Annotated in this window: 13 protein-coding genes and 1 pseudogene; 12 read left to right on the forward strand and 2 right to left on the reverse strand. The window is 36.4% G+C overall.

Going from position 1 to position 14,899, the window contains the following annotated elements:
- Window positions 1-63: 63 nt before the first annotated feature.
- Window positions 64-339, reverse strand: a complete 276-nt coding sequence (gene hbs, locus JCM14209_RS07145; protein ID WP_025022822.1) for a non-specific DNA-binding protein Hbs — start codon at window positions 337-339, stop codon at window positions 64-66.
- A 297-nt stretch (window positions 340-636) separates the two neighbouring features.
- Between hbs and JCM14209_RS07150 the strand changes: the two genes are divergently transcribed.
- From JCM14209_RS07150 to JCM14209_RS07160, 3 genes are all read left to right on the forward strand, one after another.
- Window positions 637-1,671 carry a D-2-hydroxyacid dehydrogenase gene (locus JCM14209_RS07150; RefSeq protein ID WP_025022823.1) on the forward strand — a complete coding sequence of 345 codons (1,035 nt, stop codon included), beginning with the start codon at window positions 637-639 and terminating at the stop codon, window positions 1,669-1,671.
- A gap of 276 nt (window positions 1,672-1,947) precedes the next feature.
- Window positions 1,948-2,238, forward strand: a complete 291-nt coding sequence (locus JCM14209_RS09415) for a DUF5963 family protein (protein ID WP_051523411.1) — start codon at window positions 1,948-1,950, stop codon at window positions 2,236-2,238.
- An 8-nt stretch (window positions 2,239-2,246) separates the two neighbouring features.
- Complete coding sequence (locus tag JCM14209_RS07160) at window positions 2,247-2,603, forward strand: hypothetical protein (RefSeq protein ID WP_025022824.1); 357 nt, start codon at window positions 2,247-2,249, stop codon at window positions 2,601-2,603.
- Window positions 2,604-2,711: 108 nt separating this feature from the next.
- Here JCM14209_RS07160 and JCM14209_RS07165 read toward each other — a convergent pair whose 3' ends face one another.
- Window positions 2,712-2,921: a hypothetical protein gene (locus JCM14209_RS07165; protein WP_025022825.1), complete on the reverse strand. Its 210-nt coding sequence runs from the start codon at window positions 2,919-2,921 to the stop codon at window positions 2,712-2,714.
- A 219-nt stretch (window positions 2,922-3,140) separates the two neighbouring features.
- Here JCM14209_RS07165 and phnD (JCM14209_RS07170) point away from each other — a divergent pair, with 219 nt between their 5' ends.
- The 9 genes and pseudogenes from phnD (JCM14209_RS07170) to JCM14209_RS10305 form a co-directional block, all read left to right on the forward strand.
- The gene (phnD, locus tag JCM14209_RS07170; protein WP_025022826.1) at window positions 3,141-4,079 is read left to right on the forward strand and encodes a phosphate/phosphite/phosphonate ABC transporter substrate-binding protein; all 939 of its coding nucleotides are present in this window, start codon (window positions 3,141-3,143) and stop codon (window positions 4,077-4,079) included.
- Between the two features lie 237 nt (window positions 4,080-4,316).
- The gene (phnD, locus tag JCM14209_RS07175) at window positions 4,317-5,255 is read left to right on the forward strand and encodes a phosphate/phosphite/phosphonate ABC transporter substrate-binding protein (protein WP_025022827.1); all 939 of its coding nucleotides are present in this window, start codon (window positions 4,317-4,319) and stop codon (window positions 5,253-5,255) included.
- Window positions 5,256-5,515: 260 nt separating this feature from the next.
- The gene (gene phnD / locus JCM14209_RS07180) at window positions 5,516-6,454 is read left to right on the forward strand and encodes a phosphate/phosphite/phosphonate ABC transporter substrate-binding protein (protein ID WP_025022828.1); all 939 of its coding nucleotides are present in this window, start codon (window positions 5,516-5,518) and stop codon (window positions 6,452-6,454) included.
- A gap of 504 nt (window positions 6,455-6,958) precedes the next feature.
- Window positions 6,959-7,735, forward strand: a complete 777-nt coding sequence (gene phnC, locus JCM14209_RS07190; protein WP_025022829.1) for a phosphonate ABC transporter ATP-binding protein — start codon at window positions 6,959-6,961, stop codon at window positions 7,733-7,735.
- Between the two features lie 6 nt (window positions 7,736-7,741).
- Window positions 7,742-8,533 (forward strand): phosphonate ABC transporter, permease protein PhnE, encoded by a 792-nt coding sequence (gene phnE, locus JCM14209_RS07195; RefSeq protein WP_025022830.1) that lies wholly within the window; start codon window positions 7,742-7,744, stop codon window positions 8,531-8,533.
- A 3-nt stretch (window positions 8,534-8,536) separates the two neighbouring features.
- Window positions 8,537-9,341, forward strand: a pseudogene (gene phnE / locus JCM14209_RS09420) (phosphonate ABC transporter, permease protein PhnE).
- A complete protein-coding gene (locus JCM14209_RS07205) occupies window positions 9,342-10,898 on the forward strand; it encodes a bifunctional metallophosphatase/5'-nucleotidase (protein WP_025022831.1) in 1,557 nt (518 codons plus the stop codon).
- Between the two features lie 172 nt (window positions 10,899-11,070).
- Window positions 11,071-12,489, forward strand: coding sequence for a basic amino acid/polyamine antiporter (locus tag JCM14209_RS07215; protein ID WP_025022832.1), 1,419 nt, complete (start codon window positions 11,071-11,073; stop codon window positions 12,487-12,489).
- Window positions 12,490-12,739: 250 nt separating this feature from the next.
- Window positions 12,740-14,899 (forward strand): MiiA motif-containing surface protein (locus JCM14209_RS10305; RefSeq protein WP_035520209.1); only part of this gene is annotated, 2,160 nt, incomplete at its 3' end.

Consider the following 14,899-nt stretch of genomic DNA (forward strand, 5'->3'; position numbering starts at 1 on the left):
AAAAACATAAAAAAACCAACCGACAAAAATGCCGATTGGTTGAATTTCAAAAAATAATATTAATTATTTGTTAACAGCGTCTTTAAGACCCTTACCTGGCTTGAATGCAGGTACTTTTGATGCAGGGATTTCGATATCTTCACCAGTTTGTGGGTTACGACCTTTACGAGCTGCACGATCACGTACTTCAAAGTTACCGAAGCCGATTAATTGAACTTTCTTACCGTCAACTAATGCGTCCTTAACTGATTCTGTGAATGCTACTAAAGCTGCTTCTGCTTCTTTCTTTGTTGAGCCCATTTTTTCGGCCATTAATTCTACTAATTCGTTCTTGTTCATTAGATAAAAACCTCCGTTGGAATTTAATAAAAACGTGGGTTACCCCTTGTTCTGAAAGTATTGTACTATAAAACAAGATGTAAATGCAAGTGATTTTTACGATAAAAAGCCAAAATATCGCGGTTTTAAGGATATGTTACGTATTTTTTTAAAAAAACTGATTAAAAATTTTTTTAGTGAAAAAAATTTTTGAGTTAAGATAAATAAAATTTAAAAAAGCTTTAAAATCAAGGATGAAGGCTGTTTTAGTTTGCGTTTACATTTTTTAAGGTTTATAATTTAAATTGAGTTATCGAAATGAAATGTACAATTAATATAGAAAAAGGAGTGAGTGCTTTGAAGATTTTCGCTTACGCAATTCGCGAAGATGAAAAGCCATTCGTGGCACAATGGCAAGAAGATCATCCTGAAATTGAAGTTCAATTTACGGATCAACTCTTGAACGAAGACACTGCTAAATTGGCTCAAGGCGCTGATGGGGTTGTTGTTTTCCAACAATTAGAATATACGCAAAAGACACTTAAAGCTTTAGCTGATCTTGGAATCAACAAGATGTCTCTTAGAAACGTCGGAGTTGATAACATTGATCAAGCGGCAGCTAAAAAATACAATTTCCAAATTACAAACGTTCCCGTTTATTCACCAAATGCGATTGCGGAACACGCTGCAATTCAAACCGCTAACGTTTTACGTCAAGCAACCGTGATGGAACAAAAAGTTCAAGCAGGGGACTTACGTTGGGCCCCAACAATTGGGCGTGAAGTCCGTGACCAAGTTGTCGGTGTAATTGGAACAGGTCATATTGGACAAGTCTTTATGAAAATCATGGAAGGTTTTGGAGCTAAAGTGATTGCTTATGACTTGTTTAGAAATCCTGACCTTGAAGCTAAAGGATACTATGTTGATAGTTTAGATGACCTTTATGCGCAAGCAGACGTGATTTCATTACACGTACCTGATGTGCCCGCAAACGTACATATGATTAATGATGAATCAATCGCAAAGATGAAAGATGACGTTGTGATTGTGAACGTTTCGCGTGGCCCGTTGGTTGATACTGATGCGGTAATTCGCGGTTTGGATTCAGGAAAGGTCGCTGGTTTTGTCTTAGATACATATGAAAATGAAGTTGGAATTTTCAACAATGACTGGCGCAAAAAAGAATTCCCAGATGCCCGCTTAGCTGATTTAATTAAGCGTCCAAACGTTGCGTTAACCCCACATACTGCTTTTTATACTACCCACGCGGTAGAACAAATGGTTATCCAAGCCTTTGATAACAATCTTTTAATGATTGAAGGAAAAGAAGCTAAAACGCCAGTTAAATTTTAAAGATAAGCTGAGAAAAGAAATTTTCTCGGCTTTTTTCGTTCCACTTTTTTTGTTTTTCGTTCCAAAATAGGGTGTTTTGGAACGAAAAAATGTTGTAATGGAAATATAACTTGAATTTTGTAACGAAAATGAAATATTCCCCTCTATATTGCGTGCTATACTATCGTTGTGATCGGTTACATGAAATAATTTTAGCAGCATTGATAGGATTTATTTTTTTAGTTTTAACAGTAGTGGATTGCATCCTTTATAAAATTATATTTAGAGGTGAGGGTAATGAGAATTTTTAAAAGACAAGATTTACGAATTATTTTTGAGATAATTTTTGGTATGTTATTTAGTTCATTAATCAGTTCTATTTTAATTTGGATTGGATATTATATTGTAAATTTGAATAATTTAATGAATTATAACGTTAATGTACTTGGGTTAGAGATTTTTAAAATCAAGAATGCAGGGGAAAGTGGAACCCCTTTAAAGAATAATATGATGTATCTAGGAGTAATATGTTCAATATTATTTGTAATTTTTGGAGAAATATTTGCGGGATTCAGAAAGAAAAAGTAGGGACAATAGTGATTAATCTTTCATTAAAAGGAATGCTTAATCAACATACATTGATTAAAACCCCATCAGGTAATACAAGTAATGCAGATAATCATCGTGTTTATTCTCAAATAGTTAATAGGGTAGAAGATTCAGAAATGTTTAATTATTTGTTCTTTTTTATCTTACCACTTTTTTGTTTTTCGTTCCAAAATAGGGTGTTTTGGAACGAAAAACGGGTGCTTGGAACGGAAAATCATCAAAATCTCAGTTTTTTCGTTCCAAATCATACGATTTTGGCACGAAAAAGAGGATTTAAAAAACTAACTTTTTTGAAAAAATATATCAAAAATAATAAAAAAAACTTAAGAAATCAACGGCCTTGAAAACGTGATTTCTTAAGTTTTTTAATTTCAAGCCTTTTTTGTCAGCCTTTTTTAATGAAACTATTTGTTTAATGGGATTTTTTTGTTAGAAGTTGATTTTCCCCAGCCTTAGATTAAATTAATTAACTTTAAAATCTCATCATCAGGTAGATCAGTATGCTTTTCAAAATCAACACCATCGGCCTTGAGCTTGGCGATAACCAGATCATGGACATAATCTGCTAAATCTTGATGACAAAGTGCAGCTTGAGTTTGAAGTGCCTGATATTGTTCTTGTGAAAACGAAAGGGTAAGTTGGTTGTTTTCAACTGAATCCATCAAAAATTCCTCCGATCATGGATGTTTCTGAATCGATTTTACCAGGAAAGAAAAAAATTGCAAATTCTATTACACAACCAAATAACGAACAATCAACGTAAATAATCCTTAAAACACATTTTTATTTAATTAAATACGAATTATTTCAAAAACATATTGCAATTTAATTCGGGATAAATTAAAATAAAGTCAAGGTTAAAGAAAAGGAGTTTTGCAGTAATGAAAAGCTTTAAGAAGATTTTATTTTCCGCAGCGTTAATCGCCGGAGCAGTTATTGGGTTTGCTCAAAAACCGAACGATGTCCAAGCGGATTATGTGCCAAAGAAATTAACGGTTCAATTTGTACCTTCGTCAAATGCCGAAAGTATGGAAGCTAAGGCGAAACCGTTAGAAAAATTACTCAAAAAGGAATTAGGCGTTCCGGTTAAGGTGTCAGTTTCAACCGATTACAACACAATCGTTGAAGCGATGGGATCAAAACAAGTTGATGTTGGATTCTTGCCACCTGATGCGTATGTTTTAGCTCACAAACAATATAACTCAAAAGTTATCTTACAAGCTCTTCGTTATGGCTACAAAAACAACCAATCAGATGAACTTGATAAATCAAAATTAGTTAACTACTATCGTTCACAAATTCTTGTCAGAAAGGATAGTGGCATTAAGAACCTTGATGATCTAAAAGGTAAGAAGATTGCGGTGCAAGATACAACCTCAACTGCCGGATGGATTTACCCAGCTGTCTCAATGTACAGAAAAGGCGTAAATATTAACGATAAGAAAAACAAGATTAAAACAGTTGTTGTTAAAGGCCACGACCAAGGGGTTATCTCAGTGCTCAACAAGAACACTGACGCTGCCTTTGTTTTCCAAGGTGCACGTAATTTAGTGAAAAAAGATTCACCTGAAGTTGAAAGTAAGGTTGTTCCAATTTACACAACTGCAAAAATTCCGAACGACACAATCACAGTTCGTGGTGATATGAGTCCAAAATGGCAAAAGAAAATTCAAAATGCATTCAAGAAAATCGCGAAAACTAAAGAAGGTCACAAGATTGTCTCAAGTGTTTACTCACACGAAGGTTACACAGATTCTAAAGACAGCAACTTCGATGTCATTCGTGAATATGACAAGACCGCTGAAAAGCTAGATAAATAACTCTTATTAAGGACAGGAATCATTCCTGTCCTTATTTTTTACCTAAATAAAATACGAACAATGAAAATTTATATCCGATAAATATCAAGATATTATAACTTACTAAACGTAAATAAATCTCAAGAAGCATTTATAACAACCTAAAAGCCGAAGGTTAAACCTAAAAACATCTTGAATTAAAAAAATGTAGCGTGTATAATGAAAATCATTCTTATTCGAAAAGGGGCTCGAAAAATAATGAAAAATTTTAAGAAATTATTTTTATCAGCAGCATTAATTGCAGGAGGTGCGATTGGTTTAGCACAAAATCCAAGTACGGTTCGCGCAGATTATGTGCCAGAAAAGTTATCGGTGCAATTCGTTCCGTCTTCTAATGCTGAAAGTATCGAATCTAAAGCGAAGCCATTAGAAAAGTTACTTAAAAAAGAATTAGGCGTTCCCGTGAAAGTGTCGGTTTCAACTGATTACAACACAATCGTTGAAGCGATGGGATCAAAGCAAGTTGATGTTGGCTTCTTGCCACCTGACGCCTATGTTTTAGCGCATAAGCAATATAATGCGAAAGTTCTCTTGCAAGCACTTCGTTATGATGTGAAAAACAATAAGAGTGATGAATTGGATAAGTCTAAATTAGTTGATTTTTATCGTTCACAAATCGTTGTGCGCAAAGATAGCGGTATTAAGAGTCTCAAGGATCTTAAAGGTAAGAAGATTGCGGTGCAAGATACAACATCAACTTCTGGTTGGATTTATCCTGCTGTATCAATGTACAAGCAAGGTATTAACATTAACGATAAAAAGAACAAGATTAAGACAGTGGTTGTTAAAGGTCATGATCAAGGAGTTATTTCTGTGCTTAACAAAAATACGGATGCCGCTTTTGTCTTTCAAGGTGCAACACGTCTAGTTAAAAAAGATACTCCTGATATTAATGATAAAGTAGTCCCTATTTATACAACTACGAAAATTCCTAATGATACTGTTACAGTTCGTGGTGATATGAGTCCTAAATGGCAAAAGAAGATTCAAAAAGCTTTCAAAGATATTGCCAAGACTAAAGAAGGTCACAAGGTTATTTCTAGTCTTTACTCGCATGAAGGTTACACGGATTCTAAAGATAGCAACTTTAATATCTTACGTCAATATGACAAGACCGCTGAAAAACTAGATAAATAAATTAAAAACAGGTGAGAAATCACCTGTTTTTGCGTTTTTAGCTAAAAATATAACCATAATAATCTAAATAAAATCTGCTTTATATAGCATAATGTTAAGAAAAATCTACTTTTATAAGAAAAAATCGATATATTCTTCATTACGATACGAAAATTAAGAAAATATAATAAAATTAAAAAAATCTTAAAAAAGAGGTTGAAATTTAATTTTTGTCCCAGTATAATATAATCAATTTAGCGAAAAGGAGTTTTTTTTTTACAATGAAAAGCTTTAAAAAATTATTTTTATCAGCTGCCCTAATCGCAGGGACAACCCTTGGATTAGCGCAAACAACAAGTACGGCTCATGCGGATTATGCGCCTAAGAAATTAACGGTTCAATTTGTACCGTCACAAAATGCCGAGAGCATGGAAGCTAAGGCTAAGCCGTTAGAAAAGTTGCTTAAAAAGGAATTAGGAATTCCGGTTAAGGTATCTGTTTCAACTGATTACAATACAATCGTTGAAGCGATGGGTTCAAAACAAGTTGATGTTGGTTTCTTACCACCTGATGCATATGTTTTAGCTCACAAGCAATACAACTCAAAAGTAATTTTACAATCTCTTCGTTATGATATTAAAAAAGGGACTAACGATGAATTTGATAAGTCTAAATTAGTCGATTACTATCGCGCACAAGTAATTGTTCGTAAAGGTAGTGGCATTAAGAGCCTTAAGGATCTTAAGGGTAAGAAGATTGCGGTTCAAGATACAACATCAACCGCTGGATGGATTTACCCAGCAGTATCAATGTACAAACAAGGCATTAATATTAACGATAAGAAAAACAAGATTAAGACTGTGGTTGTGAAAGGTCACGACCAAGGGGTTATCTCAGTGCTTAACAAGAATACAGATGCAGCCTTTGTTTTCCAAGGTGCAGAACGTTTAGTTAAGAAAGATACACCAGATGTCGAAAAGAAAATTGTTCCTATCTACACTACTGCTAAGATTCCAAATGACACAATTACAGTTCGTGGTGATATGAGTCCTAAATGGCAAAAGAAACTCCAAAAAGCCTTCAAGGATATCGCTAAAACTAAAGAAGGTCACAAGATCGTTTCAACGCTTTACACACATGAAGGTTATGTTGATTCAAAAGACAGTAACTTTGATGTAATTCGTAAATACGATAAGATTGCGGAAAAATTAGATAAGTAATTAGAAAAAGCGGGACATGCAACAAGTCCCGCTTTTTTTGTGGTTTTATTCGGAAAAATGGGCGGATTTAGCTTATTATAAACATTTATTTTAACGAATTTACAATTTTTCAAGAAAAATCAGAAAATATATTGCAATAACGTACGGAATTAGGTAATATATTAAAAAAATACATTAAAAGGAGAAACGCTTAACATGTTATCTGTAACAGATGTTAATGCTGCGACTCATGTTTTTCAATATTTAAGTGATTTAAACTTCACTTTAAACAAACATGGAAAAAAGCAACATAAAAAGATACATATATAATAGGTAGGAATTTGTCACTTTAATTGTGATTGATAATTAAAAATGCTTGCCGAAGTATCTAAAGATAAATGTTATGCTGGCTCCATGATACGTATTTGAATGTGATGACTTGATGGAAATCACAAAATAATTAAAGATAATAAATTTTGGGGCTGCGAATTGGTTTCGTAGTCCCTTTTTTGAAAGGATATACAAATGGAAAAGAAAGCTGTAATTGAATTTAAAGATGTCAAAAAAGTTTACCCTAACGGAACTGTCGGGTTAAAAAATATCAACCTTAGCTTGTATGAAGGGGAATTCGTTGTGGTCGTTGGTTTATCTGGTGCCGGAAAGTCAACTTTATTACGCACAGTTAATCGCATGCATGATATTACTTCAGGCGATCTTTTGATTGAAGGACAATCAATCGTTAATTTAAAAGGAAAAGCTTTACGTAATTTACGTCGTAAAATTGGGATGATTTTCCAAGGGTTCAACCTCGTTAAGCGCGCTTCAGTTCAAAGAAATGTCCTTTCAGGTCGTGTCGGTTATTATCCAACATGGAAAAGTGTGTTAGGTCTTTTCAGCAAAGAAGATAAGCAAAAAGCCGTTGAAGCTTTAAAGCGTGTTAACATGGCAAGTAAAATCTATACGCGCGCAGATGAATTATCTGGGGGGCAACAACAACGTGTCGCCATTGCGCGAACATTCATGCAAGATCCAACAATTATCTTAGCTGATGAACCCATTGCTTCCCTTGATCCAAAGACAACAAAGTCAGTTATGGATGATTTAAAGCAATTAAACAAGGACTTCAATATGACTGTGCTTGCAAACTTGCACTCAGTTGATTTGGCCTTAGAATACGCTGATCGTATCATTGGTTTACGTGCGGGCGAATTAGTTTATGATAAGCCAATTGCAGAAGTTTCACGTTCAGACTTTGATTCAATCTATGATGAAAGCAAAAACAAGTTATCAAAGGAGGCTTAATTAAGGATGCAAAATCAAGTACCAAAAAGAACTTGGGTACAAAAGTTCCACGTTAAGACTTGGGCGATTGTACTTGTATTGTTGGGATTAATTCATGTTTCAGCTGTATCAACTGGGGTTGAAATGAGTAAGTTTTTCGAAAACTTTCAAAGTTTCACAGTTTTATTACAACGAATGATGCATCCCCAATGGTCATACACAAATATCATCGTTGAACCAATTATCGAAACGATTCAAATGGCCTTGTTAGGGACAACGCTTGGGACAATTGTTGCGGTCCCATTTGCAATTTTAGCTGCCCGTAATATCGTGAAGAACACGGTAATCCGCGGAGTAATTCGCTTCATCTTGAACCTTATTCGGACTTTACCGGACTTGCTTTTAGCAGCTTTAGCGGTTGCGATTGTCGGAATCGGTGCGAGTGCTGGGGTTTGGACTTTGGCGATTTTCTCATTTGGGATGATTTCTAAGTTGTTCTATGAAGCAATTGAAACCATTGATGAAGGTCCACTTGAAGCCATAAGAGCTGCTGGAGCTAACAATATTCAAGTGATTGTCTTTGCGGTGATTCCACAAGTACTTAACAGTTTTATTTCATATTTCTTGTACACATTTGAAATTAACGTGCGTGCATCAACGGTCTTAGGGTACCTTGGTGCTGGTGGTATCGGGGTCTTCTTACAACGTTCCCTTTCATCATTCAAGTACGAACAAACAGCAGTTATCACACTTGCTATTTTAGTTGTTGTAGTCGTGATTGACGCATTATCAAACTACTTAAGAGAAAGGTTACAATAGGATATGACTGAAACAAAAACAATTCAAAAAACATTTTGGCAAAAATATTCAACATTAATGATTTCATTAGTTGTCCTTGTAATCTATGGATGGGCCCTTACAGGACTTACATTCTCAGGGATTCAAGAATCAGCTGGTGAAGTTTCATCATCAATTTTTCATGGTTTAACGCATCCGGATTGGGCATATGTATATGATGGTTCCGGTGAAGACTTGGTTTCATTGATTTTACAAACCTTGCGATTGCCTTTTTAGGGACAGTAATTTCAGCAGTTTTATCCGTACCGTTTGCCTTTTGGGCAGCTCGTGGTAAGAATGAAGGAAAGTTACATCCACGTTCAACAACAGGGAAATTCATGTTAGTTTTAATTCGAACATTCCCAGAAATCGTGCTCGCAATCATGTTCATTAAAGCAGTTGGACCGGGTTCATTTGCCGGGGTCCTTGCGGTATCTATCCACTCAATTGGGATGTTAGGGAAGTTATTCTCAGAAGCCCTTGAAAATATGGATCATGGCGCAGACGAAGCAATTTACGCTGCCGGGGGAACTGCAACTGATGTTTTAACTTTAGCGACAATTCCAACAATCATGCCGGAATTCTTATCATACACGCTATACCGTTTTGAAATTGCAGTGCGTTCAGCTTCCATTTTAGGGATGGTTGGTGCCGGTGGTATCGGTACTCCACTATTATTTGCGATTCAAACCCGTTCATGGGACCGTGTTGGATTATTCTTTTAGGAATTATCATCATGGTTACAGCAATTGACTGGTTGTCAGGAATGCTCAGAAAGAAGTTGGTCTAAATGAAAGTTAGAATTCTCTCAACAAGTGATGTTCATGGGTTTATGTATCCAACCAATTATGCCCAAAAAGATGACTATCAACCATTTGGTTATTTGAAGGCATCACAGTTAATTCGTCAAATTCGTCAAGCTAATCCAGACGACCTTATATTATATGTAGAAAACGGTGATTTTTTAGAAGGATCACCTTTCACAGATTACGCTTATCAAATGCGTAAGCAAAAAGATTATTATCAACGCTTCTCTAAGATTTTTCATGTGGTTAAACCCGATGTTCATATCTTAGGGAATCACGAATTCAATTACAGTCCCAAGTATTTAGAAGCGGTGTATCAACATAATGAAGCGCTAATTCTTGCGGCCAATATTGAAGAGGGGCCTAACACCAAGATTATTGATGGACCTTACAAAATCTTCGAACAAAATGGGGTGAAGGTTGGTGTTATCGGGCTAACAACGCAATATATTCCACATTGGGAAAAGCCGGAACATATTGAAGGCTGGAAGTTTGAATCAGTTTATCAAACTGCTAAGAAGCTTGTCCCTCAATTACGCCCATTGGTGGATGTCTTGGTACTAGCTTATCACGGAGGGTTCGAACGGAATCTGCAAACAGGAGAACCGACAGAAAAGCTTACCGGTGAAAATGAAGGTTATCAATTATTAACGCAAATTGAAGGGGTTGATGCTTTAGTCACAGGGCACCAACACCGTGAAATCGCGGAAGTAATTGGCAATGTCGCCACAACGCAACCAGGTTATCGCGGGGCAAACGTGGCGGAAATCACGCTTGAGTTAGATGATAAAAAACAAGTCGTGAGTCGTAAAGCTGAACTTCATTCGACTGAAGACACAGCAATTAACCAATTCTTATTGCCGCTAGTTAATGACTGGCAAGAAGATGTTCAAAAATGGTTAGATCAAACAATCGCTCATATTGATGGAGGAATGTTGATTGAAGACCATATGCAAGCGCGTACGCATGGACATGCATATCTTGAATTAGTAAATCGCGTGCAAATGGAAGCTCTAGGGGCTGATGTTGCTGGAACGGCTTTATTTAATGATGAAGTTCGTGGTTTAGATGAAGAAGTCACTATCAGAAATGTGATGAACTCTTATGTCTACCCTAATACCTTGATGTTAGAAGAAATTTCGGGAGCTGATATGAAATCCGCTCTTGAACGGAGTGCTTCATTTTTCGTTAAAGAAGCTGATGGTAGTGTGGGCATCAACCCAACTTTCGCTGATCCCAAGCCAGAGTTTTACAACTACGATTACTATTCCGGAATTGATTATACGATTGATATTAATCAACCGTTCGGACAACGAATTACAAGTTTAAAATATCACGGCAAGGATTTAAAGGCTGATGATAAATTGAAAGTTGTAATTAATCAATACCGTGGAATCGGTGGGGGCGATTATCCAATGTTTAGTGCGGATAAAGCATTAGAACTTGGAGAAACCGAAGTCTCACGCTTGATTATTGCTTACCTCAAAGCGCATCCAGAATTAAAAATAAAACAACCAACGAATTTAACGTTTGTTGATTAAAAATACAAGCATTCTCAATTTTTGAGGATGCTTTTTTTGTGGGAAAATTACGTAAAATGCGGGGGAAACTTGATGGTAAAGGAGTTTGGGGTTCTGGAAAAATGCTTGTATTTTTTAATATTCTCTGTATAATTATTCATTGTGTTAAAAAATTTTGTTAGGAAGTAAAAAAATGAATAATAATGAAGAAAAAGGAATTGGAAAGTTAGGACTGATTGCCTTAATCATTTCTTCTTCGATTGGAGCGGGGGCATTTGGAATTACTAGTGATTTGGCCCGCGTTGCCAGTGGAGGACCAGCACTATTAGCTTGGTTGATTGTTGGTTTAGGAGTGTTCTTTTTTGTGATTTCTTTGCTGAATCTTTCACGTAAACGCCAAGATTTAAATGCCGGTTTGTTTGTATTCGCGCAGGAAGGTTTTGGACGCTTAGCCGGATTTATTAGTGGATGGAGTTATTGGCTGGCAGCGGGAATTGGAAATATCGCTTTAGCGACCATGATGATGAGTGCACTCGGGAATTTCTTTCCGATTTTTGGCAATGGCCAAAATATTGCTTCAATCTTAGGAGCAACGGTTTGTATTTGGATGTTAACATACTTAGTTAATCGTGGAGTTGAAAGTGCCACGATTATCAATACGGTTGTCATGATCTGTAAGTTAATTCCGTTGTTTGTTTTCGTAGTTGTGATGATGTTAGCTTTTAAAACGGGGATGTTCGCGAAGAATTTCTGGTTGAATGTAGGAGAGAATTTATCTGCGGCGCCTTCACTTAATTTATTTACCCAAATTAAGGGCAGTTTATTGATTATGATGTGGTTGTTTGTCGGAGTCGAAGGAGCGACGGTGTTGGCCAACCGGGCAAAACGACGTGCTGATGCCTATCAAGCTACCTATATTGGTTTGTTGTCATTGTTGCTAATATATATCTTTGTGTCAATTTTGCCATATGGTGTGATGTCGCAATCACAATTGATGCAAGGAGGACAACCTGCAATCGCCGCTATCTTACGCCACGTTGTTGGTGAGTGGGGTGCGATTGTGATTAATATTGGATTAATTATTTCGGTAGCGGGAGCTTGGTTATCATGGACCTTGCTGCCTGCCGAAGTTGCGACGCTAATGACGCAAAATAAGCTCTTACCAAAGTATTGGGGGGAATTGAATGATCATGGAGCCCCTACAATTTCATTGGTAATCGCTGGTATCATGCAGACGATTTTTGTGTGGTCGATGCTATTTACTACGCAAGCTTATACTTTTGCCTATACACTTTGTACGTCAGCTTATATACTTTGTTATTTATTGGTGGCGTTATATCAAATTCAATATTCGTGGCAACAACGCGAGTATCTGCAATTGTTCATTGGAGTGATGGCAAGTATTTTTCAAGCGGGGGCCATTATTTTGGCGAGCTTGCATTACTTGTGGTTAATGACGATTGCGTTTGTTCCCGGTTTTTATTTCTTCTATCAAGCTTGCAAGCAAGAACAACAACCGATGACCAAACATGAAAAATTAAGTATCCTGGTAATTGCAATCTTTGCCCTATGTGCGCTTGTAGCGTTAGGATTGGGGAAAGTTCAATTATAGTTAATGTTAAAAATTTTGAAATATATAGAATTGGCTATACGGCCTGATTGCGGAATTTTTTTCGCGGTCAGGTCTTTTTTGATGCGGAAATTTTCTTTGTATTTTAAATAATTTTTATATTGCTACTATAAATTTGAAGAAGTTATGAAAAAAAATTAAAAAAAGCTAAAAAAATATTATGGATAGTGTATAATAAAAGTGTAGGTTATGTAAAAAAATTTACAAAATTTTAGTGAAGGGGAGAAACGATATGCTATCTAAAAATAATAGAAAATTACAACAACAAAAGCATCAAGATCGTAAGCAACGTTTTACAATCAAACGTTTTAGCGTAGGGGTTGCTTCTGTTTTAATCGGGGCAACATTTATGATGCAAGGACACGTGGCATCTGCTGATCAAGTTAATGCAGAACAAACTGCGGTTGCAACTAACCCAACCCAAGATGAAAATGAAGAAACTCAAACTCAAGCAGATAATGCTGCAACTCAAACACAAGCAGAAAATACTACAACTCAAACTAAAGTAGATAATGTTGCAACGAAAACACCAGTTGCAGATGAACAAAAACAAGCTGAAGACACAACTCCAGCAACTGATACAGCTAACGATGATCAAAAAGCTACTACAACAACATTTAACGTAGCTGATTTTCCAAAAGATACAGCAGCTTTAGATGCTCAATTACGTGAATCAAAAGCTGCAGTAACTACTGGTGATCGTTCAATGGGGACAGCTGATGAACAAGAAACTAACAACTATACCTTCCAAAACTTAAGTTTCAATTTTCCTAACTTAAGTGAAGTTGATCGTAATTCAAAAGAAGTTAACTTCAATGTCAGCATCTTTTCAGCAGGTGCAAACTCAGGTACAGATTGGAAAGTGCGTCTACAATTAGACGATACTTTAGCTGACCAAGTTTCAGAAATGTGGGTTCACCCAGTTAGTCGTCCTAACCAAAAGATTTACTTTGAACGTGTCCCAGGCACAAACATCTTTGAAGCTCAATATATTCGTAGAGGAGCAATCAAAGCTGATGGGATTTTCGGTGGGGCTGATTTAGGTAACTATCGTGCTGAAGGGGTCCTTACATTAAAAGATACAGTGGGACAAATTTTAGACAACAACCAAGGATCTGAATTCTTCCCATATCGTGCTTATGTATACAACTCAAGAACTGATTCAGTAATTAAACAATCAGTAACTAATGGTTATCTTTCAGGAAACCCTGTACCTCCAACTTCAACTAACACTACTGCAGTTGATAAGTTAGAAGGTTTAACACCTAGTGGTAGTGTGCACTTTGATCCAACCATTGGTAAATACGGTGCGATGGTTATTGATGAAGCTATCAAGAAGACAGGTTCAGTTTTATCACCAACAGTTGCTAGACAATTAACAGGTTCAAAATACTTCGTTAATGTTGATCCAAGTGTGGCTAAATACTTAGATGACCCTGAATTATACATTACACGTTATACTTTTGCTACTGCTAATGCTGGTTTAGATGAAGAAATCCATTCAGAAGACTACCGTGAAACAGCTCAATTTGACGCTAATGGAAAAGCTGAATTTAATATTGATGAAGTTTCTCAAGGAAACACAACTAATACAAATGTAGACCTTAACGTTAACGGGGCACGTAACCCATTTTATGTACGTACAATATTGAAGTTCAAAGAAGCTCCACAATACTTCATGGTAGATGATGGTAACGGCAACATTGCATTTAAGGTTCCAGATAAATCAGGTATCTTACCAGTTTCAGCATATTTCGGTGATGATACAGGTATGTACCCAAGCACATATATTCAAACAGGGGTCTTAGCACAACAAGTTCCTGAAGATCCAGCACCAAATGCTCCTAAGACAGAAGTTACTGGGGATGCAACACCTGTTACCCCAACAGATACTAAGCAACCAACAGGATACGTTGTAAATAACGCAACTCCTGACACAACTGTAACTGCTAAGGATAAAAATGGTAAGGATGTTCCAGTTGAACTTGATGATGATGGCAACATTATCGTAACTCCAGGGACAAAAGTTACAGGACCAATCACTGTTACAGTTAACGATCCTTCAATGGACGCACCTGTAACTAAGGAAGTTCCAGTAAAGACACCAATTGCTGATACAGTAGAACCAAAAGTTCCAGAAAAGACACCAGTAACAGACAAGACAAACTTAACAGACGATGAAAAGAAAACAGTTAAGGAAAAAGTCGAAAAAGCTAATGAAGGAAACTTCCCAGACAAAACTACGGTAGAAGTAGGAAATGATGGTACAGCCACAATTACTTACTCAGATGGATCAAAGGATACAATTCCAGGTGATCAATTAGTAACAGAAAAGACATCAGTTGATGAAAGTGGTAAGAAACCAGTAGATCCTACGGATGACGCTCAAGAC

This window comes from Ligilactobacillus hayakitensis DSM 18933 = JCM 14209 (assembly GCF_000615845.1).
In the GTDB taxonomy this organism is placed as follows: Bacteria; Bacillota; Bacilli; order Lactobacillales; family Lactobacillaceae; genus Ligilactobacillus; species Ligilactobacillus hayakitensis.

What these genes read in the sequence shown, in the direction of transcription:
- JCM14209_RS07215 (WP_025022832.1), top strand. Translation starts at nt 11,071, where the DNA reads ATGAATAATAATGAAGAAAAAGGAATTGGAAAGTTAGGACTGATTGCC.
- JCM14209_RS07165 (WP_025022825.1), bottom strand. Translation starts at nt 2,921, where the DNA reads ATGGATTCAGTTGAAAACAACCAACTTACCCTTTCGTTTTCACAAGAA.
- phnD (WP_025022827.1), top strand. Translation starts at nt 4,317, where the DNA reads ATGAAAAATTTTAAGAAATTATTTTTATCAGCAGCATTAATTGCAGGA.
- JCM14209_RS07205 (WP_025022831.1), top strand. Translation starts at nt 9,342, where the DNA reads ATGAAAGTTAGAATTCTCTCAACAAGTGATGTTCATGGGTTTATGTAT.
- phnD (WP_025022828.1), top strand. Translation starts at nt 5,516, where the DNA reads ATGAAAAGCTTTAAAAAATTATTTTTATCAGCTGCCCTAATCGCAGGG.
- phnC (WP_025022829.1), top strand. Translation starts at nt 6,959, where the DNA reads ATGGAAAAGAAAGCTGTAATTGAATTTAAAGATGTCAAAAAAGTTTAC.
- phnD (WP_025022826.1), top strand. Translation starts at nt 3,141, where the DNA reads ATGAAAAGCTTTAAGAAGATTTTATTTTCCGCAGCGTTAATCGCCGGA.
- JCM14209_RS09415 (WP_051523411.1), top strand. Translation starts at nt 1,948, where the DNA reads ATGAGAATTTTTAAAAGACAAGATTTACGAATTATTTTTGAGATAATT.
- hbs (WP_025022822.1), bottom strand. Translation starts at nt 339, where the DNA reads ATGAACAAGAACGAATTAGTAGAATTAATGGCCGAAAAAATGGGCTCA.
- JCM14209_RS07150 (WP_025022823.1), top strand. Translation starts at nt 637, where the DNA reads ATGAAATGTACAATTAATATAGAAAAAGGAGTGAGTGCTTTGAAGATT.
- phnE (WP_025022830.1), top strand. Translation starts at nt 7,742, where the DNA reads ATGCAAAATCAAGTACCAAAAAGAACTTGGGTACAAAAGTTCCACGTT.